Raw genomic sequence first — 19,691 nt, 5'->3', positions numbered from 1 at the left:
TGAAAACCTGCATTTCGGTCGAAAGCAACCACTAGTCGGCCTACTGCCGTGACTCTCGACGGGCTACAGCCGGTTGCCGCGATCCGCCCAGACCTCAGGGCAAAGGAAGGAGCCCCCGGCCGAATGGCCGGGGGCTCCTTCCCATCAACTGCCTCAGCGGTAGTCGCGGCCGAAGTCGTAGTCGTCCAGCGGGACGGCTGCGCCCGTGCCGGTACCGAACACGTCCGGGGTGTAGTAGCCGTCGTCGTAGCTCGGGATCGCGTACGCGGCGACCCTGGCCTCCTCGGTCGGCTGCACCTGGATGTTGCGGTACTTGTTGATGCCGGTCCCCGCGGGGATCAGCTTGCCGATGATCACGTTCTCCTTCAGGCCGACCAGCTTGTCCGACCGGCCGTTGATCGCGGCGTCGGTCAGGACACGCGTGGTCTCCTGGAAGGAGGCCGCCGACAGCCACGAGTCCGTGGCCAGCGACGCCTTCGTGATGCCCATCAGCACCGGGCGGCCCGAGGCCGGCTCGCCGCCTGCGGCGACGACCCGGCGGTTCTCCCGCTCGAACTCGGCACGCTCGATGAGCGCGCCGGGCAGGAACTCCGCGGCACCCGAGTCGAGGATCGTGACCCGGCGCAGCATCTGCCGGACGATGACCTCGATGTGCTTGTCGTGGATGGACACACCCTGGGCCCGGTACACCTTCTGGACCTCGTCCACCAGGTGCAGCTGGGCCTCACGCGGACCCATGACGCGCAGGACCTCGTGCGGGTCCGGCGTGCCCTCGAGCAGCTGCTGGCCGACCTTGACGTGGTCACCGTCCGCCAGCGGGCCGTCCGGCGTGGCCGCGAGGCGCTGCCGCTTCGACAGCTTGTCGAAGATGATCTCCTCGCTGCCGTCGTCCGGGATCAGCGTGATCTTCCAGAACCGGTCGCCGTCCTCGATGCGCACGCGGCCGTCCACGTCCGCGATCGGGGCCTTGCCCTTGGGCTGGCGGGCCTCGAACAGCTCCTGCACACGCGGCAGACCGGTCGTGATGTCCTCACCGGCCACACCACCCTGGTGGAACGTACGCATCGTCAGCTGGGTACCCGGCTCACCGATGGACTGCGCCGCCACGATGCCGACCGCCTCGCCGACGTCGACCAGCTGGCCGGTCGCCATGGAGCGCCCGTAGCAGGTGGCACAGACCCCCACCGCCGACTCACAGGTGAGCACCGAGCGGACCTTCGCCTCGGTGACACCGGAGCTGACCAGCTTCTCGATCGCCGGGTCGCCGAGGTCGTCACCGCGGTTGAGCAGGACGTTGCCGTCCTTGTCGGTGATCTCCGTGGACAGCGAACGCGCGTAGACCGAGGTCTCCACGTGCTGGTCGCGGAGGACACGACCGTCCACACCCGGCTCGCCGACCTTCATGATGATGCCGCGCGTGGTGCCGCAGTCGACCTCGCGGACGATGACGTCCTGCGACACGTCCACCAGACGACGGGTCAGGTAGCCCGAGTCGGCGGTACGCAGCGCGGTGTCCGCGAGACCCTTGCGGGCGCCGTGCGTCGCGATGAAGTACTCCAGCACCGAGAGGCCCTCACGGAAGTTGGCCTTGATCGGTCGCGGGATGAACTCGCCACGCGGGTTGGTCACGAGGCCGTTCATGCCGGAGAGCTGGCGGATCTGGGTCATGTTGCCCGCCGCGCCCGACTTCACGATCGTGGGGATCGGGTTGGTGTCGGGGTAGTTCTCCTCCATGGCCTTCGCGACGTCCTCCGTCGCGTTGCTCCACACCTTGACGAGCTCGTTGTTGCGCTCGGAGGCGGAGAGCTGACCACGCTGGTAACGCTTCTCGACCGCGTCGGCCTTCTTCTCGTACTCGTCGAGGATCTCCTGCTTGCGCGGGGGCACGACGACGTCCGAGATCGCGATGGTCACGCCGGACCGGGTGGCCCAGTGGAAGCCCGCGTCCTTCAGCTTGTCCAGCGTCCTGGCCACGGTGACCATCGGGTACCGCTCGGCGAGGTCGTTCACGATCGCGGCCTGCCGCTTCTTCGGCATCGGCTCGTTCATGAACGGGTAGTCGTCGGGCAGCAGGTCGTTGAACAGCACCCGGCCCAGCGTGGTCTCGGCCAGCCACGGCTGACCGGGCTCCCAGCCCTCCGGCTGCATGCCGGGACCAGGCGTGCGGTCCGAGATGCGGATCTTGACCAGCGCCTGAAGGTCGATCACGCCGCGGTCGAAGGCCATGATGGCCTCGGCCGGCGACGAGAACGCCAGGCCCGTGCCCTTGCCGTCCTCCTTGAGGCGGGTCAGGTGGAACAGGCCCGTCACCATGTCCAGACGCGGCATGGCCAGCGGACGGCCGGACGCGGGCGACAGGATGTTGTTCGAGGACAGCATCAGGATGCGGGCCTCGGCCTGCGCCTCCGCGGACAGCGGGAGGTGCACGGCCATCTGGTCACCGTCGAAGTCCGCGTTGAACGCCTCGCAGACCAGCGGGTGCAGCTGGATGGCCTTGCCTTCCACCAGCTGCGGCTCGAAGGCCTGGATGCCGAGGCGGTGCAGCGTCGGTGCGCGGTTGAGCATCACCGGGTGCTCGGTGATGACCTCTTCCAGCACGTCCCACACCGCGGGGCGCGCGCGCTCCACCATCCGCTTGGCGGACTTGATGTTCTGCGCGTGGTTGAGGTCGACGAGCCGCTTCATGACGAACGGCTTGAACAGCTCGAGCGCCATCGCCTTCGGCAGACCGCACTGGTGCAGCTTGAGCTGCGGGCCGACCACGATGACCGAACGGCCCGAGTAGTCGACACGCTTGCCGAGCAGGTTCTGGCGGAACCGGCCCTGCTTGCCCTTCAGCAGGTCGGACAGCGACTTCAGCGGGCGGTTGCCCGGACCGGTGACCGGCCGACCGCGGCGGCCGTTGTCGAACAGCGCGTCGACGGCCTCCTGCAGCATCCGCTTCTCGTTGTTGACGATGATCTCGGGCGCGCCGAGGTCGATCAGCCTCTTGAGACGGTTGTTGCGGTTGATCACGCGGCGGTACAGGTCGTTCAGGTCCGAGGTGGCGAACCGGCCACCGTCGAGCTGGACCATCGGCCGCAGGTCCGGCGGGATCACCGGGATGCAGTCGAGGACCATGCCCATCGGCGAGTTGTTCGTGTGCGAGAACGCCGCGACGACCTTCAGCCGCTTGAGCGCGCGGAGCTTCTTCTGCCCCTTGCCGTTGCGGATGGTGTCGCGCAGGTTCTCGGCCTCGGCCTCGACGTTGAAGTCGGCGGCCAGCTTCTGGATGGCCTCCGCGCCCATGGCACCGGTGAAGTGGTCGCCGTAGCGGTCGACCAGCTCGCGGTACAGCATCTCGTCGGCGATCAGCTGCTTGGGCTCGAGCTTGGTGAAGGTGGTCCAGATCTCCTCGAGCCGGTCCAGCTCGCGCTGGGCCCGGTCACGGAGCTGGCGCATCTCACGCTCGCCGCCCTCCTTGACCTTGCGGCGCACGTCGGACTTGGCGCCCTCCTCCTCGAGGGCGGCCAGGTCGGCCTCCAGCTTCTGGGCCCTGGCCTCGATGTCGGCGTCCCGCCGGTTCTCGACCTGCTTGCGCTCGACGTTCATCTCGCTCTCGAGCGTGGGCAGGTCGGTGTGCCGCTGCTCGGTGTCCACCGTGGTGATCACGTAGGCAGCGAAGTAGATGATCTTCTCGAGGTCCTTCGGGGCCAGGTCGAGCAGGTAGCCCAGCCGCGACGGCACGCCCTTGAAGTACCAGATGTGGGTGACGGGAGCGGCCAGCTCGATGTGGCCCATCCGCTCACGCCGCACCTTGGCGCGGGTGACCTCCACGCCACAGCGCTCACAGATGATGCCCTTGAAGCGGACCCGCTTGTACTTGCCGCAGTAGCACTCCCAGTCCCGGGTGGGACCGAAGATCTTCTCGCAGAAGAGCCCGTCCTTCTCCGGCTTCAGGGTGCGGTAGTTGATGGTCTCGGGCTTCTTGACCTCGCCGTAGGACCACTGGCGGATGTCGTCCGCGGTCGCCAGGCCGATGCGAAGCTCGTCGAAAAAGTTGACGTCCAACACGTCGGGACTTCCCCTTTTGTTGGGTTACAGCCGTTTTGGTTCTTGGGGATCGGGCGGCGGCGGGGGCGCGGTGCGCACCCCCGCGCCGGCCCGGTCAATTCACGACGTCGTCGACGGACGGCGACTCATTGCGGGACAGGTTGATACCCAGGTTGGCTGCCGCGCGCTCGAGGTCCTCGTCGTCCCCGTCGCGCATCTCGATCGCGGCGCCGTCCGAGGACAGCACCTCGACGTTGAGGCACAGCGACTGGAGCTCCTTGAGGAGCACCTTGAACGACTCGGGGATGCCCGGCTCCGGGATGTTCTCGCCCTTGACGATCGCCTCGTAGACCTTGACGCGACCGAGCACGTCGTCGGACTTGATCGTCAACAGCTCCTGGAGCGTGTACGCCGCGCCGTAGGCCTGCATGGCCCAGCACTCCATCTCACCGAAGCGCTGGCCACCGAACTGCGCCTTACCACCCAGCGGCTGCTGTGTGATCATCGAGTACGGGCCGGTCGAGCGGGCGTGGATCTTGTCGTCCACCAGGTGGTGCAGCTTCAGGATGTACATGTAGCCGACCGCCACCGGGTACGGGAACGGCTCGCCGGAACGCCCGTCCAGCAGCGTCGCCTTGCCGTCCTCGCCGACCATCCGCTCGCCGTCCCGGTTCGGGAGCGTCGAGCCGAGCAGACCGGTGATCTCGTGCTCCTTGGCGCCGTCGAACACCGGCGTCGCGGTGTTCGTGCCGGGGGCCACGTCGGACAGCTCCTCGGACAGGTTCTTCGCCCAGTCCGGGCTGCCCTCGATCTTCCATCCCTGGGAGGCGAGCCACCCGAGGTGCAGTTCGAGCACCTGTCCGATGTTCATACGACGGGGCACACCGTGCGTGTTCAGCACGACGTCCACCGGGGTGCCGTCCGGGAGGAACGGCATGTCCTCGACGGGGAGCACCTTGCCGATGACGCCCTTGTTGCCGTGGCGGCCGGCGAGCTTGTCACCGTCCTGGATCTTGCGGCGCTGGGCGACGTACACCCGGACCAGCTCGTTGACGCCGGGGGGCAGCTCGTCCTCGTCCTCGCGGGAGAACACCCGGATGCCGATGACCTTGCCGGTCTCGCCGTGGGGCACCTTCAGCGAGGTGTCGCGGACCTCGCGCGCCTTCTCGCCGAAGATCGCGCGGAGCAGCCGCTCCTCCGGGGTCAGCTCGGTCTCGCCCTTCGGGGTGACCTTGCCGACCAGGATGTCGCCGTCGCCGACCTCGGCACCGATGCGGATGATGCCGCGCTCGTCGAGGTCCGCGAGGACCTCCTCGGAGACGTTCGGGATGTCCCTGGTGATCTCCTCGGCACCGAGCTTGGTGTCGCGGGCGTCGATCTCGTGCTCCTCGATGTGGATCGAGGTGAGCACGTCGTCCTGGATGAGCCGCTGCGAGATGACGATGGCGTCCTCGTAGTTGTGGCCCTCCCACGGCATGATCGCCACGAGCAGGTTCTTGCCGAGCGCGATCTCACCGTTCTCGGTGCACGGACCGTCGGCGATGACCTGGCCGGCGAGCACGCGGTCGCCCTCGGACACGATCGGCTTCTGGTTCACGCAGGTGCCCTGGTTGGACCTGCGGAACTTGTACAGCTGGTACGTGCGGCGGGAACCGTCGTCGGCCATGATCGTGATGAAGTCGGCCGACAGCTCCTCGACCACGCCGTCCTTCTCGGCGACGATGACGTCACCGGCGTCGACGGCGGCCTTGAGCTCGGTGCCCGTGCCGACCAGCGGCGCCGAGCTGCGCAGCAGCGGCACGGCCTGGCGCTGCATGTTCGCGCCCATGAGGGCACGGTTCGCGGCGTCGTGCTCGAGGAACGGGATCATCGCGGTCGCGACGGAGACCATCTGGCGCGGCGAGACGTCCATGTAGTCCACGTCGAACGGCTCGATCAGCTCGACCTCGCCGCCCTTCTTGCGGACGAGGACGCGCTCCTCGACGAAGTGGCCCTGCTCGTCGATCGGCGCGTTCGCCTGCGCGATGACGTGCCGGTCCTCCTCGTCGGCGGTCAGGTAGTCGATCTGGTCGGTGACCTGACCCTCGATGACCTTGCGGTAGGGCGTCTCGATGAAGCCGAACGGGTTGACCCGCGCGTAGCTCGACAGCGAGCCGATCAGGCCGATGTTCGGGCCTTCCGGCGTCTCGATCGGGCACATGCGGCCGTAGTGGCTGTGGTGGACGTCGCGGACCTCCATGCCGGCGCGCTCACGCGAGAGACCACCGGGGCCCAGCGCCGAGAGGCGGCGCTTGTGGGTCAGACCGTCGACCGGGTTGGTCTGCTGCATGAACTGCGACAGCTGCGAGGTGCCGAAGAACTCCTTGATCGCGGCCACGACCGGCCGGATGTTGATCAGGGTCTGCGGCGTGATGGCCTCGACGTCCTGCGTGGTCATGCGCTCGCGGACGACGCGCTCCATGCGGGACAGGCCGACCCGGATCTGGTTCTGGATCAGCTCGCCGACGGTGCGCAGGCGACGGTTGCCGAAGTGGTCGATGTCGTCGACCTCGACCGGCACGTCGTCGTCGTTCGCGCCGTGCATGGTGGTCTCACCGGCGTGCAGGCGGACGAGGTACTCGATCGTGGTGACGATGTCGTCCTCGGACAGCACGCCGACGTTGCTGGCCGTGGTGAGGCCCAGCTTCTTGTTGATCTTGTACCGGCCCACCTTGGCCAGGTCGTACCGCTTGTCCTTGAAGAACAGGTTCTCCAGCAGCGTCTGCGCCGACTCCTTGGTCGGCGGCTCACCGGGGCGCAGCTTGCGGTAGATGTCGAGCAGCGCCTCGTCGGTGCCCGCCGTGTGGTCCTTCTCGAGCGTCGCGAGCAGCGTCTCCGAGAAGGAGAAGCGCTCGCGGATCTGCTCGGTGGTCCAGCCGAGCGCCTTCAGCAGCACCGTGACGGGCTGGCGGCGCTTGCGGTCGATGCGCACACCCACCGTGTCGCGCTTGTCGACGTCGAACTCGAGCCACGCGCCGCGGCTCGGGATGACCTTGGCCACGAACACGTCCTTGTCCGTGGTCTTGTCGACGGAGGTGTCGAAGTAGACACCCGGCGAGCGGACCAGCTGCGACACCACGACGCGCTCGGTGCCGTTGACGATGAACGTGCCCTTGTCCGTCATGACCGGGAAGTCACCCATGAACACGGTCTGGCTCTTGATCTCGCCGGTGCCGTGGTTGGTGAACTCGGCCGTCACGAAGAGTGGGGCCGCGTAGGTCATGTCCTTGTCCTTGCACTCCTCGGTCGAGGCCTTGACCTCGTCGAAGCGCGGGTCGGAGAAGGAGAGGGACATCGAGCCGGAGAAGTCCTCGATCGGGGAAATCTCGTTGAGAACCTCTTCGAGACCACCGACGGGGTTCTCGTCACCGGCGTCGACACGGCGCTGGAACCACGCCTCGTCACCGGTGAACCACTGGAACGATTGGATCTGCAGGTCGAGCAGGTTCGGCGTGCCCAGCGGCTCGCGGATCTTCGCGAACGAGACCCGAAGCGGTGCGCCGGGGATGCCAGAGTTCGACATGGTGGAGTTGGTCGCAGCAGTGGCTTGGGTCGCGCGGGAGACTGCCAAGATGCGTCCTTCCAGGACTATGTGCGGTTGAGCAGCCTCGTCAGCAACTGCATAACGGGGCCATTCAGGGGTGCGGTCGTGCCCAACAGTCTAGGGCATGCGAAAGTGGGCAGCGCAAAGGGGCAGTCTAGCCACAAAGTCGGCGACTGTCTAGGCCCGCACTCAACCGTCCTCCTGCCGAAGGCGTGCTTGGGGAATAGCGTGACTCCGAGGTGGCGCTGAGTCAAGATGCCGCGCCATGTTCTCCCGGCTGGTTCGGACGGGACGCCAGCGTTGCTCCATCGGTGGATCAGCAGGTGAGCGCAGGTGAGCCGGGGGGCGGACCCGCCGGCGCGACCACCGGGAGGCGATCTCCGGGCCGGGCGTGGCGGGCTCGTTCAAACTGTACGCAACGTCACATCGGTCAAGGTTGCCACACCGGCTTTCAGCACTTGGGGGCCGGTTTGCCGTTGAAGAGCGGCTGGCCGAACATGTCGAACTCGGTGATCTTCCAGTGGTCGCCGTCCTTGGCCGCCTGCACCGCGAACTGGCCGCCGACCGCGACGGTCTTGTTCACGTCGACCCTGGTGGACAGCTGGTCGATGTAGACGAGCGCCTCGGCCCGGTCGCCGTCGACGCGGACCAGCGCCAGCTCGCGGACCGTGGTGTCGAGGACGATCTTCTGCTCCGGCGCGTACTCCTTGACCTCGCCGAACAGCAGGTTGTACTCGCAGAGGGCCTTGCCGACCAGGTTCTCCTTGACGGCCTTCTCCGTCGAGTCCAGGTCGGTGTAGTTGTAGCTGAACGTCTGCTTGATGGCGTTGGTGAGCTGGCCCTTGATCTGGCTCGTCGCCGCCGGGTCGGTCAGCGCGGTGTTGGTGTCGCCGCTGGTCAGGTCGTCGGCCTGGCCGCGGAAGAACACGGCGAGGGCCACGAACACGACGGCGACCACGACCAGGACCATCGCGGCAGCGCTGTGCCGCTGGCCCCTGGTGCGGGTGGCGCCCGCGCCGGCGCGCTCGCGCCGGGCCCTGCGCTGCGCCGCGCCGGTCTCCGCGGAGGCCAGGTCGTCGGGGCGGGCGCTGCCCGTCGAGCGGCGCTTGCCGGCCGGGCGGCTGCCAGGACCGGGCCGTGGCTTGCGCGCGGGCTCGGCAGGCTCCTCGTCCTGGTCCTGGTCCTCGTCCTCGGCGATTCCGTGGTCCTCGTCGGCCACCGCCGGTGGTGGCTCGGCCGCGGCGCGGCGGGCGGCCGACTCCTCCTGCTCGTCCTGCTCGTCCCCGGCCCGCTCCGGTGCCTGGCCGAGCACGCCCGCCAGGACGCCGGAGACGCGCTCGGACTCCTCCTCGGTGACCGCGGGCTGGTCGGTGGTCTGGTCGGTGGTCTGCTCGGTCGCGTCCTCGGCCTGCCGGCCGGGGCGGTTGCGCAGGCCCGCGACCTTGGGGCGGCGGATCGGTGGCGCCTGGCCCGTGTTGGGGGCCGGGCGGCGGCGGTGCGGTGGCACGTCGTTCTCCCTTACTGGCCCGGCTGCAGGTACGGGACCTGCCCGATCTCGTACAGCTTCCAGCCGTCCTCGGTGCGCTGGAGCTTCGCCGCGAGGCGCATGAACTTGTCCTTCGGTTCCTCGCCCTTGACCGCGACGTGCACCTTCAGCGCCACGAGGATCGAGGCCTGGCCCGCGCGCTCGTCCAGTTCGGACACCGCGGAGGACAGGATCGTGGCCTTCGTGACCGACTCGGCGGCCACGATCGCCTCGCGGCTGGTCGCCTTGCCCTTGACCACCTCGTCGTGCAGCGCGCCCGTGGTGACCGTCTCCCAGTCCTTCAGGCCCTGGTCGACCTTGCGGTAGTCGAGGTTGTTCATGGTGACCACCGCGGCGGAACCGACCCGGTTCACCTCGTCCCGGACCCGCGAGTACGCCAGCGAGTCGTCGTTGGCCGCGTTGAACCACGCGACGCCGAACCAGCCGGCGACCGCGGCGGCCGCGACCACCAGCGCGACGGCCACGGTCAGCAGTACCTGGGGCAGCCTGCTCTCGCGTTCGGGCTGCCCCTCCGCACCGGTCTCCGCCATGGGCGGGTCCTCCACCTCGGTCTTCACCGGCTTCACCGATGTCGTCACTGGCTCTCCAGACTCTCAGCCCGGCAGGCCGAGCAGTGCGGCGAGTCCCGGCTGGCCGCCACCCGGCAGGCTCACCGTGCCGGGCAGGCCGTCCAGCGGGCTCACTGGCTGCTGTGTCCCATCACCGCCCGGCGGCACCACCGGCTGGTCCTGAGCCACGGGTTTACCACCGAATGGCGCGTTCGCGGAACCACGCACGTTGATGGGGCTGCCGGGCGGTTCAGCGCAGTAGGTCTCCGGCGGCGTCCCCTGTGCGGGCGGGGCGAGCTCGTTGCCGTCGCGCCGCTGGGTGTTCTCGTAGCCCGCCGTGCACGGTGGCGGGTTGAACAGGTTGAGCGCGAGCCCGAGGTGCGCCTGGCCGGGGTCGTCGGCCAGCAGTCCCTGCCCGGCCGCGCTGAGCAGCGGATACGCGACCAGCAGGTACTCGAGGCCGTCCTTGCGGGCCCGCAGGATGTCCGAGGTGGTCAGCAGGTTCGCGATCGTCACCCCGAGACCGGGACCGGATTCGGCGAGCAGGTTGGTCACCTGCGAGGCGACCTTCGGTCCCTCGGCGATCAGCCTGCGCAGGTCCGGGTCGGACGTGCGCAGCTGCTCGGCCAGCAGGTTCAGGTCGTTCGCGAACGAGGTGATGTTGCCCGCCTGCGCGTTCTGCGTGTCGAGGACCGTGCCGCCGTCCTGGATCAGCGCGATCGTCTGCGGCAGGTGCTGCCGTGCCATCGACGTGAAGTCTCGGGTCGAGTCGAGCAGTACCTGCAGGTCGTCGCCGGTGCCGGCGAACGCGCGGTCCAGCTCGTCGACGACCGTGCGCAGCGAGTCGGTCGGCACGGAACTCGCCAGGCTGTCCAGGTCGCGGATGATCGTGTCGGTCCCGACCGGGGTGACCGTGCGGTCCGCCGCGATCACCGACGCGTCCGACAGGTAGGGCCCCTCGTTCTCGCGTGGGCGCAGGTCGACGTACTGCTCGCCGACCGCGGACCGGTTCGCGACGACCGCGTCGAGGTTCGACGGGATCCGCGGCGCGTCCGGGTCGATGTTCAGGTCGACCTGGATGCCCTCCTCCGTCAGGTGGATCTCCCCCACCCGGCCCACGTTGTAGCCGCGGTAGGTGACCTCGGCGTTGGTGAAGATGCCGCCGGACTCGTCGAGGTTCATCCGCACCGTGTAGCCGTCGGCGCCGAACACGCGGCCGAGGTCGGTGAACCGGAACGCCGCGTAGGTGACCGCGAGGACCGCGATCACGAGGAACGCGATCAGCTGGAGCCGTACCTGCCTGGTCAACATCTACCGGCCACCTCCCCCGAGCAGCCCGCCGAGCAGGCCACCGAGACCGCCGCCACCTCCGGATGGCTGCTGTTCGTCCCCGCCGCCGATGATCGGCACCGGCAGCAGCGGGCCCTGGGCCGCGCCTTCCTGTCCCCCGACGAGATCGCCGACGACCGGGACGTCCTGCAGCGGGTCGCGCCTGCTGCGGGACAGGTTGTCGATGATGGTCTGCAGGTTCAGGTCGATCTTGGCGTACAGGTTGAAGTAGTCGCCCCGCACGCCGTGCACCGCCTCGTCCGAGAACGGGATGGTGAACAGCAGCTCCAGCGACTTCGGCAGGTCCGCGCCCGCCTCCCCCAGCTTCTGCAGCGCCGGGGTCAGCGCCTTCAGGTCGGCGACGATGTCCTCCTGACTCGCGTTCACGGTGGCCACGGCGACGTCCGAAAGGGACTGCAGGCTCTGCAGCATCGTCACCAGCTGGCTGCGCTGCTGGTTCAGCACCTCAAGGCCGGGGCCCAGCGCGTCGATGGCGCCCGCGAGCTGGTCCTTCTCCGCGGCCAGTGTCGCCGACAGCTTGTTGACGCCGTCGATGGCCTGCGTGATGTCGTCCTTGCTCTCGTCGAGCGTGGTCACCAGGGTGTCCACGTTGGCCAGCGTGGCACGCAGGTCCGGCTCCCGGCCCTCCAGGGCGTTGTTCAGCTCCTGCGCGATGTTCTGGAGCTGCTCGACGCCGCCGCCGTTGAGCAGCATGGACAGCGCACCGAGCACCTCCTCGATGTCGGTGTTGCGGTTGGTCCGCTCGATGGGGATCCGCGCGCCGTCGGCCAGCCGCCCCCGCGCCGCACCGGAGGGCGGCGGTGACAGCTCGACGTACTTCTCGCCGAGCAGGCTCGACTGGCGCAGCATCGCCAGCGCGTTGGCCGGCAGCTCGACGTCACCGTTCACCCGCATGGTGATCTCGGCGCTCCACCCGTCCGGCGCGAGCCGGATGTCCTCGACCCGGCCGACGGGCACCTCGTTGACCTTCACACCGGACTGCGGCACGAGGTCCAGCACGTCCCGGAACTCGGCCTTCACCGTGTACGGGCGGTCACCGAGGTCGGCGCCGCCGGGCAGCGGGATGTCGTAGATGCCGGTGAACGAGCTGCACCCGGACAGCACCAGCACCGAGGCGGCGACCGCGACGAGACGCTTCATCAGTTGCCCCCCGCCAGGTTGCCGGGGATCGGCAGCGGCGGCGCCTCGCCGTTCTGCAGCGCGGTCAGCACCTCCGCGGGGGTCGGTAGCGGCACCAGCCCCTCGACCACCGGTTTCAGCTGGTCACAAGCGTCCGCGAGGACCTGCGGCAGGTCGTTGGGCGTGCCCTGCCGGACCAGGTTGCACACGGTCACGATCGGCGGCTGCGCGAGCTCGTTGAGGTCGGAGCGGGCGTCCAGCGTGCCCGCCGAGCCGTTGTAGGAGTTGATGATGTTCGACAGCGCGAGCGGCGCGACGTCCACCACCTCCGACAGCGCGGCCCGCTGGTCGACCAGCACCTGGGTGATCGCGGCGAGCTTGTCGACGTTGGTCTTGAGGTGCGCCCGGTTGTCGTTGATGAACTGCTGCACCGCGCCCAGCGCGATGCCGAGCTGCCGCACGGCCGCGCCGAGGTCCTCCCGCTCGTCGGCGAGGAACCGGCTGACCTCGGCGGCCTGCTCGCTGAACTCGTTGACCGCGGCGTCGTTCGCCGCGAGCGCGGAGGTGAACTTCTGCAGGTTGTCGACGGTCGCGAACAGGTCATCGTCGCTGCCCGACAGCGTGCGCGCCATCTGCGACAGCTGCGTGATCGTCTGGTTGAGCGCCGTCCCGTTGCCGTCGGCGTTCGCCGCGAGCGTGTCGAGCAGGTCGGCGAGCGCGCCGTTCTCGTTCACCCCGTTGGGGCCGAGGGTGACGCTGACGCGGTTGAGGCTCGCGTACAGGTCGTCCACCTCGAGCGGGGTCGCGGTGCGCTCCTTGCCGAGGACCGTGCCCTCGGCCATGGCCTGCCCCCCGGTGTACACCGGGGTGAACTGCACGTACCGGTCGCTGACCAGCGCGGGCGCCACGATCACGGCCTTGGCTGCTGCCGGGATCCGCACCGTGCGGTCCACCAGCATGTCCACGCGGACCGTGTCGCCGTTCGGGGTCACCTTGTCGACGTGGCCGACCTTCACGCCGAGCACCCGCACGTCGTTGTCCTCGTAGAGGCCGACGACGCCGGTGAACACGGCCGAGTACCGGCGCTGGTTGCCCTGCACCAGCAGCCACCACAGGGCCAGCGCGACCACCAGCGCGAGCACGATCGCGATCGAGACACCCCTGGCGAGGTCACGGCCGAACCGGGAGGCGAAACTCATGAGGTCCTCCCGAGACAGCCCTCTTCGTTGACGGCGCCGATCTGCGGTGGCAGCAGCCCGCACAGGTAGTTGTCGAACCAGCGCCCGTTGCCGACCGCGTTGTTGAACAGCCGCACGAACGGGGCCATGTTCTTGATGCCCTTGCCGAGCGCGTCCTGGTTGCGGGCCAGCATGCCGGTCAGCTGGTCGAGGCTCGTCAGCACCGGCCGCAGCTGCGCGTTGTTGTCGTCGACGAGGCCCTTCAGCTCCTTGGACAGCGCCTGCGTGCCCTCGAGCAGCGTGGTGATCGCGTCGCGGCGGCGGCTGATCTCCGCGAGCAGCAGGTTGCCGTCCTGCAGTAGCTTCACGACCTCCGCGTCGCGTTCCGCGAGCGTGTCGCTGATCTTGTGGGTGTTGGCGAGCAGCGTGGCGAGCTGCTGGTCGCGGCTGGAGATGGTGCTCGACAGCTGCTGAAGACCGGTCAGCGCGCCCTTCACGTCGTCCGGGGTCTCGCTGAACGTCTCGGCGATGACCTCGAAGCTCTCCGCGAGCTGGGTCGTGTCGATCGCGTTCGTGGTCTCGGCGAGCCCGCGGAACGCCTCCAGCACGTCGTAGGGCGCCGTCGTCCGGTCCCTCGGGATCGGTGTGCCGGGGTCGAGCACGTCCCGGCCGTCCGGTTCGAGCGCGAGGTACTTCTGGCCGAGCACGTTCTTGATCTTGATGGCGGCCATGGTCCGGTCGCCCACCCACGCGTCCTTGACCTTGAAGGTGATCAGGACGTTGCCGCCGGACAGCGCCACGTCGGACACCTCGCCGACCTTGACGCCCGCGATGCGCACCTCGTCGTCGGCCGCGATGCCCGCGGCCTCGCTGAACTCGGCCGAGTAGCTGGTGCCGCCGCCGATGATCGGCAGGTCGTCGGAGAACATCGCCACCGACAGCCCCAGCGCGATCACCACGATCCCGGCGACGCCGATCGGGAGCGGGTTGCGGGAACGGAACGACCTCATCGGACACACCTCTGCGGGGTCGACGGCGCGAGCGGTACCTCGATCGGCTGGGTGATGATCCCCGGGATGCTGACCTCGCCCGTCATCTCGCAGACGTAGAAGTTGAACCACGACCCGTAGCTCACGGTCCTGGTCAGCTTCGCCGTCTTCTCCGGCAGGAACTGGATGAAGTGCTCCACGACCTCCTCGCTGTCGTTGAGGTTGTTCACCAGCCCGCCGAGCGCGGCGATGTCCTCCTTCAGCGGCTGCCGGGCCTGCTGCAGCAGACCCGCCGTGGTGTCGGTCAGCCCGCCGAGCGCGTCGATCGCGTCACCGATCGGCTCCCGGTCGGCCGCGAGCCCCGACACGAGCTGCTGCACCTGGACCACCAGCGTCGACAGCTTCTCGCCGCGCTGGTTGATCGTGGTCAGCGCGTTGTTGAGGTTCGTGATGACCTCGCCGATCACCTGGTCCTTGCCCGCGATCGCCGAGGTCAGCGTCGCGGTGTGCGCGAGCAGCGACTCGACCGTGCCGCCCTCGCCCTGCAGTACCTGGATGATCTCGTAGGACAGCTTGTTGACATCGTCCGGCGACAGCGCCTGGAACAGCGGCTTGAAACCGTTGAACAGCTCGGTCAGGTCCAGCGCGGGCCTGGTGCGTTCCAGCGGGATCGTGTCGCCCGGTTCGAGCACCTCGTTGGGGTCGCCGCCGCTGCCCTGCGACAGCGACACGTACCGCTGCCCCACCAGGTTGCGGAACTTGATCTGCGCGATCACGTTCTTCGGCAGCTTCTTGCCCGCGCTGACCGAGAACGTGACCTCGGCCTGCTTGCGGTCGACGATGCCGACCTCCTCGACCTGGCCGACCCGCACCCCGGCGATGCGCACGTCGTCGCCGGGCAGCAGCAGGGTCGCGTCCGTGAAGCGGGCCTTGTAGTCCTGCGTCGCCGACAGGTTCACGTTCGCGATGCTGATCCCGAGCAGCGCGGTGGCGGCGACCGTGACGACCGTGAACACCAGCAGCTTGGTCAGCGGGCCGATGACGCCCAGCGCGGAACCCTTCGTCATGGCAGCTCCTCACCGGCTCGAAGCGGCCACGGCGCCTGGTGGTTCACTCCGGGAACTCCGTTCACCGCACCGTCACCTCCGCCCCGCGGAACACCGGCCCCAGCAGCAACGTGGACCAGCCGGGCACCTGTGACGGCGAGAGGCCCATGCCCGGCGCGACGAGCTGGGCGAGGAACTCCTGCTCGGCCGGGGTGTTCGCGATCGAGTCCGCGGTGGTCACCGCGTTCGGCCCGGTCAGGTACTCCGCACCGTTCACCGGCGGCAGCAGGCCGTCCTGCTGCGTCCGGTTCTGCGGGCCGTGCGAGGTGCCGTCCTGCAGCGGGCCGTCCGGCGGCTGGTCGGGGAACGGGGTGCCCATCTGCTCCGGGTCGTAGCAGCGCGGGCCGCGGTGCTCGTTGAACTCCGGGGTGTCCTTGCCCGGCTCGTACGGGCCCTTGTTCACGACCACCTCGATCGTCGCGTGCAGCCCGGGCGCGTCGGAGCCGGCGCCGAAGACCGGCTCGGCCGCGTCGACGAGCGCGGCCATCTGGTTCAGGAAGCACGGGTAGGACGGCGAGTACCTGGCCAGGATCTCCAGCGTGTCGCGGGAACTGTCGGAAAGGCGGATCAGGTTGCCGGAGTTGGCGCGCAGGAAGGACTCCAGGTCGCGACTGGACATCGTCAGGTCGGCGAACAGCGCGTCCAGGTTGGCGCGCTGCTCGTACACCGTGCGCGAGGTGACGGTCAGGTCGTCGAGCGCGGCGACGAAGTCCGGGATCGCCTCGGTGTAGGTGTCGCTCACCTCGACGAGCGCCCTCAGGTCGTGCGTCAGCTGCGGCACGTGCGGGTTGATCTCCCCCACCAGCTTGCCGAGCTCGACCAGCGTCTCGCCGAGCTGGTCGCCCCGGCCCTCCAGCGCGGTGGAGATCGCGGTCAGCGTCGTCGACAGCTTCTGCGGCTGGACCGCCTGCAGCACCGGCAGCAGGTGGTCCAGTGCCTGCGACAGCTCCACGGCGGGCGCGGAGCGGTCCTGCTCGATCCGGTCGCCCTCGCGCAGCGACCGCGAGTCGGGGTCCTCCGGGATCTGCAGCGCCACGTACCGGTCGCCGAACAACGTCTTCGGGATGAACCGGGCGGACACGTTGCGCGGGATCAGGTCCGCCTTCTCCGGGTCGAGCGCCAGGTCCAGCACCGCGCCGTCCTCGGTCGGCGTGATGTCGCGGATCTCCCCGACGATCAGCCCGCGCGCCTTCACGTCACCGAGGACCTGCAGCTGGTTGCCGACCTTGTCGGTGCTCAGCGAGACGTTCACGAACGGCGTGAACGCCTTGTTGTACATCGCGATCGACAGGCTCACCAGCGCCGCGATCACCACGATGAACCCGACGCCGAGCAGGCGCCGCCGGATCGTTGCTCCCGTCCCCGACCTCATCGGCAACCTTCCGCTCCGCAAGCTCCGCTCATCCGCCGATCCTCACCGTCACGGTCGTGCCCCAGATGGCGAAGCCGATGAAGAAGTTCAGCAACGCCGCGGTCACGATCGTCGTTCGCACCGAGCGGCCGACCGCGAGACCGACACCGGCGGGGCCGCCGGAGGCGCGGTAGCCGTAGTAGCAGTGCACGAGAATGATCACCACGCTGAAGATGAGCACCTTGCCGAAGGACCAGAACACGTCCTGCGGCGGTAGGAACAGGTTGAAGTAGTGGTCGTAGGTGCCCGCCGACTGGCCGTAGAAGTAGACGACGATCGTGCGGGACGCGAGATAGCTCGACAGCAACCCGATGATGTACAGCGGGATCACCGCGATGAAGCCCGCGATGATCCGCGTGGTCACCAGGAACGGCAGGCTTGGCACGCCCATGACTTCCAGCGCGTCGATCTCCTCGGAGATCCGCATCGCGCCGAGCTGTGCGGTGAAGCCCGCGCCGACCGTCGCCGACAACGCCAGGCCCGCGACCAGCGGCGCGACCTCGCGGGTGTTGATGTAGGCCGACGCGAAGCCGGAGAACGCGGCCGTGCCGATCTGGTCCAGCGCCGCGTAGCCCTGCAGGCCGACGACGGTGCCGGTGAACACGGTCATGCCGACCATCACGCCGATGGTGCCGCCGATGACCGCGAGCGCGCCGGAGCCGAAGCTGACCTCGGCGAGGATGCGCATGGTCTCGCGCATGTACCTGCGCAGCGTGCGGGGGATCCACCCGAGCGCGCGCAGGTAGAACGACAGCTGATCGCCCAGCGTGTCCAGCCAGTTCAGCGGCGCGTTCGCCACCCGTCGCGCGGTGTCTCCGATCGCCATGTCCCTCAGCTGCCCTTCTGCGGAACCACGGACAGGTACACGGCGGTGAGCACGAAGTTCACGAAGAACAGCAGCAGGAACGTGATCACCACGGACTGGTTGACCGCGTCGCCGACCCCCTTCGGCCCGCCCTTCGGGTTGAGCCCGCGGTAGGCGGCGACCACACCGGCGATGAAGCCGAAGATCAGTGCCTTGATCTCGGAGATCCACAGGTCCGGCAGCTGCGCCAGCGCCGAGAAGCTCGCCAGGTACGCACCTGGGGTGCCGCCCTGGAGGACCACGTTGAAGAAGTACGAGCCGAGCACGCCTACCACGCTGACCAGGCCGTTCAGCAGGACCGCGATCACCATCGCGGCCAGCACGCGCGGCACGACCAGGCGCTGGATCGGGTTGACGCCCAGCACCTCCATCGCGTCGATCTCCTCGCGGATGGTCCGCGCACCGAGGTCGGCACAGATCGCCGAACCAGCCGCACCGGCCACCATCAGCGCGGTGACCAGCGGCGCGGCCTGCTGGATGATCGCCAGCACCGCGGCGGCGCCGGTGAACGACTGCGCACCGAGCTGGACGATCAGCGACCCGAGCTGCAATGCGACGACCGCACCGAACGGGATCGCCACCAGCGCCGTCGGCAGGATCGTGACCGACGCGACGAACCAGCACTGCTGGATGAACTCGCGGACCTGGAACGGCCGCCGGAACGTCTGGACGATGACGTCCAGAGCGAGCGCGAACAGCCGGCCCGTCTCCCGCAGCGCGCCCGCGCCGGGAAAGCTCGCCGGTGCCTGACGAGTGGTCATGTACCGCTCCGCGGCGTGTCGCGGAAGTTCGAGGTGGGCAGCTCGGCGACGTCGAGGTCACCGGACGCGCTCCGCCAGCCGTTGTCGGCGCGCGGGTGCGGGCTCGGCCGGAACGCGGTCGCGCCCGCGTTGACGCCGTAGCGGGCCCGCTCCTGTGGGGTGAGCGAGTCGATGATGCCCTCCTGCGCCTGGCGCGGGAGGGTGTGGATGATCCGCATGACGCGGTCCTTGCGGCGGCGCACCGCACCCCGCTCACCGAGTCCGGGGGTCGGCTCGATCTGCGGGACCACACCGCGGACGTCGTCGGTGCCGCCGTCGTGGTGACCAGCCTCGACCTGGGCCTGCTCGGCGGCCATCGTGGCCTCGTCCTTCTCCTCGGACATGCCGATCGGGCCGATGCGCGAGCCGTTGAGGAACTGCTTCACGACCGGTTCCTCGCTGGTCAGCAGCACCTCACGGGGGCCGAACATGACCAGCTCGCGGCGGAACAGCATGCCGATGTTGTCCGGCACGGTCCGCGCGAGGTTGATGTTGTGCGACACGATCAGGATCGTCGCGTCGATCTGCGTGTTCAAATCGATCAGCAGCTGCGAGATGTAGGAGGTGCGGACCGGGTCCAGACCGGAGTCCGGCTCGTCCACGAGGATGATCTCCGGGTCCAGCACCAGCGCGCGGGCGAGCCCGGCACGCTTGCGCATACCGCCGGAGATCTCGCCGGGCAGCTTGCGCTCCGCGCCGTTCAGGCCGGTCATGTCCAGCTTCTCGAAGACGATCCTGCGGATCTCCGACTCGGACTTCTTGGTGTGCTCGCGCAGCGGGAAGGCGACGTTGTCGTACAGGTTCATCGACCCGAACAGCGCGCCGTCCTGGAACAGGACGCCGAACAGCTTCCTGATCTCGTAGAGCTTGTGCTCCGAACAGGTGACGATGTCGACGCCGTTGATCTCGCAGCGGCCCTGGTCGGGCTTGAGCAGCCCGATCATCGACTTGAGGAACACCGACTTGCCGGTCCCCGACGGTCCGAGCATGACGCTGACCTCGCCAGGAGGGAGGGTCAACGTGACGTCCCGCCAGATGGTCTGGCGACCGAAGGACTTCGTCAGGCCCTCGACGACCACCTCGGCGCCCATCGAACCTCCCGCTCTGCTTCTCGCATCCCCGACTACCCGTAGAACGAGCGTGTCCCGTGTGGGTTACTGCCCG

The 19,691-nt window shown here is 68.6% G+C and carries 13 protein-coding genes; all 13 read right to left on the bottom strand.

The window, feature by feature from the left end; translation table 11 throughout:
* Nucleotides 1–153: 153 nt before the first annotated feature.
* The 13 genes from ACFPCV_RS09950 to ACFPCV_RS09890 all read right to left on the bottom strand — a co-directional run bounded on the left by ACFPCV_RS09950 (nucleotide 154) and on the right by ACFPCV_RS09890 (nucleotide 19,618).
* Nucleotides 154–4,053: a DNA-directed RNA polymerase subunit beta' gene (locus tag ACFPCV_RS09950; protein WP_378055800.1), complete on the bottom strand. Its 3,900-nt coding sequence runs from the start codon at nucleotides 4,051–4,053 to the stop codon at nucleotides 154–156.
* Nucleotides 4,054–4,147: 94 nt separating this feature from the next.
* On the bottom strand, nucleotides 4,148–7,642 hold the full coding sequence (gene rpoB, locus ACFPCV_RS09945) for a DNA-directed RNA polymerase subunit beta (RefSeq protein ID WP_378055799.1): 3,495 nt from the start codon (nucleotides 7,640–7,642) through the stop codon (nucleotides 4,148–4,150).
* A 424-nt stretch (nucleotides 7,643–8,066) separates the two neighbouring features.
* Nucleotides 8,067–9,122 (bottom strand): nuclear transport factor 2 family protein, encoded by a 1,056-nt coding sequence (locus tag ACFPCV_RS09940; protein ID WP_378055798.1) that lies wholly within the window; start codon nucleotides 9,120–9,122, stop codon nucleotides 8,067–8,069.
* An 11-nt stretch (nucleotides 9,123–9,133) separates the two neighbouring features.
* Nucleotides 9,134–9,739, bottom strand: coding sequence for a hypothetical protein (locus tag ACFPCV_RS09935; RefSeq protein WP_378055797.1), 606 nt, complete (start codon nucleotides 9,737–9,739; stop codon nucleotides 9,134–9,136).
* A gap of 15 nt (nucleotides 9,740–9,754) precedes the next feature.
* Nucleotides 9,755–11,020, bottom strand: coding sequence for an MCE family protein (locus ACFPCV_RS09930; protein WP_378055796.1), 1,266 nt, complete (start codon nucleotides 11,018–11,020; stop codon nucleotides 9,755–9,757).
* Nucleotides 11,021–12,199, bottom strand: coding sequence for an MCE family protein (locus ACFPCV_RS09925; RefSeq protein WP_378055795.1), 1,179 nt, complete (start codon nucleotides 12,197–12,199; stop codon nucleotides 11,021–11,023).
* Nucleotides 12,199–13,377, bottom strand: a complete 1,179-nt coding sequence (locus tag ACFPCV_RS09920) for an MCE family protein (protein WP_378055794.1) — start codon at nucleotides 13,375–13,377, stop codon at nucleotides 12,199–12,201. The genes ACFPCV_RS09925 and ACFPCV_RS09920 overlap by 1 nt, the downstream gene beginning before the upstream one ends.
* A complete protein-coding gene (locus tag ACFPCV_RS09915; RefSeq protein WP_378055793.1) occupies nucleotides 13,374–14,366 on the bottom strand; it encodes an MCE family protein in 993 nt (330 codons plus the stop codon). The genes ACFPCV_RS09920 and ACFPCV_RS09915 overlap by 4 nt, the downstream gene beginning before the upstream one ends.
* Nucleotides 14,363–15,412, bottom strand: a complete 1,050-nt coding sequence (locus ACFPCV_RS09910) for an MCE family protein (protein WP_378055792.1) — start codon at nucleotides 15,410–15,412, stop codon at nucleotides 14,363–14,365. Before ACFPCV_RS09910 ends, ACFPCV_RS09915 begins: the two co-directional genes overlap by 4 nt.
* Before the next feature lie 61 nt (nucleotides 15,413–15,473).
* Nucleotides 15,474–16,823, bottom strand: a complete 1,350-nt coding sequence (locus ACFPCV_RS09905) for an MCE family protein (RefSeq protein ID WP_378055791.1) — start codon at nucleotides 16,821–16,823, stop codon at nucleotides 15,474–15,476.
* A gap of 28 nt (nucleotides 16,824–16,851) precedes the next feature.
* A complete protein-coding gene (locus ACFPCV_RS09900; protein ID WP_378055790.1) occupies nucleotides 16,852–17,688 on the bottom strand; it encodes an MlaE family ABC transporter permease in 837 nt (278 codons plus the stop codon).
* Nucleotides 17,689–17,693: 5 nt separating this feature from the next.
* Nucleotides 17,694–18,488: an MlaE family ABC transporter permease gene (locus ACFPCV_RS09895; RefSeq protein ID WP_378055789.1), complete on the bottom strand. Its 795-nt coding sequence runs from the start codon at nucleotides 18,486–18,488 to the stop codon at nucleotides 17,694–17,696.
* A complete protein-coding gene (locus ACFPCV_RS09890; protein WP_378055788.1) occupies nucleotides 18,485–19,618 on the bottom strand; it encodes an ABC transporter ATP-binding protein in 1,134 nt (377 codons plus the stop codon). Before ACFPCV_RS09890 ends, ACFPCV_RS09895 begins: the two co-directional genes overlap by 4 nt.
* Nucleotides 19,619–19,691 lie beyond the last annotated feature (73 nt).

The organism is Actinophytocola glycyrrhizae (assembly GCF_042653545.1).
In the GTDB taxonomy this organism is placed as follows: Bacteria; Actinomycetota; Actinomycetes; order Mycobacteriales; family Pseudonocardiaceae; genus Actinophytocola; species Actinophytocola glycyrrhizae.
Note: the sequence above shows the minus strand (reverse complement) of the source record. Positions and strands in the feature narration are given on the sequence as shown.

Bases quoted from the DNA above. Each gene is read 5' to 3' on its own strand.
- ACFPCV_RS09915 (WP_378055793.1), bottom strand. From the start codon at position 14,366: ATGAGGTCGTTCCGTTCCCGCAACCCGCTCCCGATCGGCGTCGCCGGG.
- ACFPCV_RS09910 (WP_378055792.1), bottom strand. From the start codon at position 15,412: ATGACGAAGGGTTCCGCGCTGGGCGTCATCGGCCCGCTGACCAAGCTG.
- ACFPCV_RS09920 (WP_378055794.1), bottom strand. From the start codon at position 13,377: ATGAGTTTCGCCTCCCGGTTCGGCCGTGACCTCGCCAGGGGTGTCTCG.
- ACFPCV_RS09890 (WP_378055788.1), bottom strand. From the start codon at position 19,618: ATGGGCGCCGAGGTGGTCGTCGAGGGCCTGACGAAGTCCTTCGGTCGC.
- ACFPCV_RS09905 (WP_378055791.1), bottom strand. From the start codon at position 16,823: ATGAGGTCGGGGACGGGAGCAACGATCCGGCGGCGCCTGCTCGGCGTC.
- ACFPCV_RS09895 (WP_378055789.1), bottom strand. From the start codon at position 18,488: ATGACCACTCGTCAGGCACCGGCGAGCTTTCCCGGCGCGGGCGCGCTG.
- ACFPCV_RS09930 (WP_378055796.1), bottom strand. From the start codon at position 11,020: ATGTTGACCAGGCAGGTACGGCTCCAGCTGATCGCGTTCCTCGTGATC.
- ACFPCV_RS09900 (WP_378055790.1), bottom strand. From the start codon at position 17,688: ATGGCGATCGGAGACACCGCGCGACGGGTGGCGAACGCGCCGCTGAAC.
- ACFPCV_RS09925 (WP_378055795.1), bottom strand. From the start codon at position 12,199: ATGAAGCGTCTCGTCGCGGTCGCCGCCTCGGTGCTGGTGCTGTCCGGG.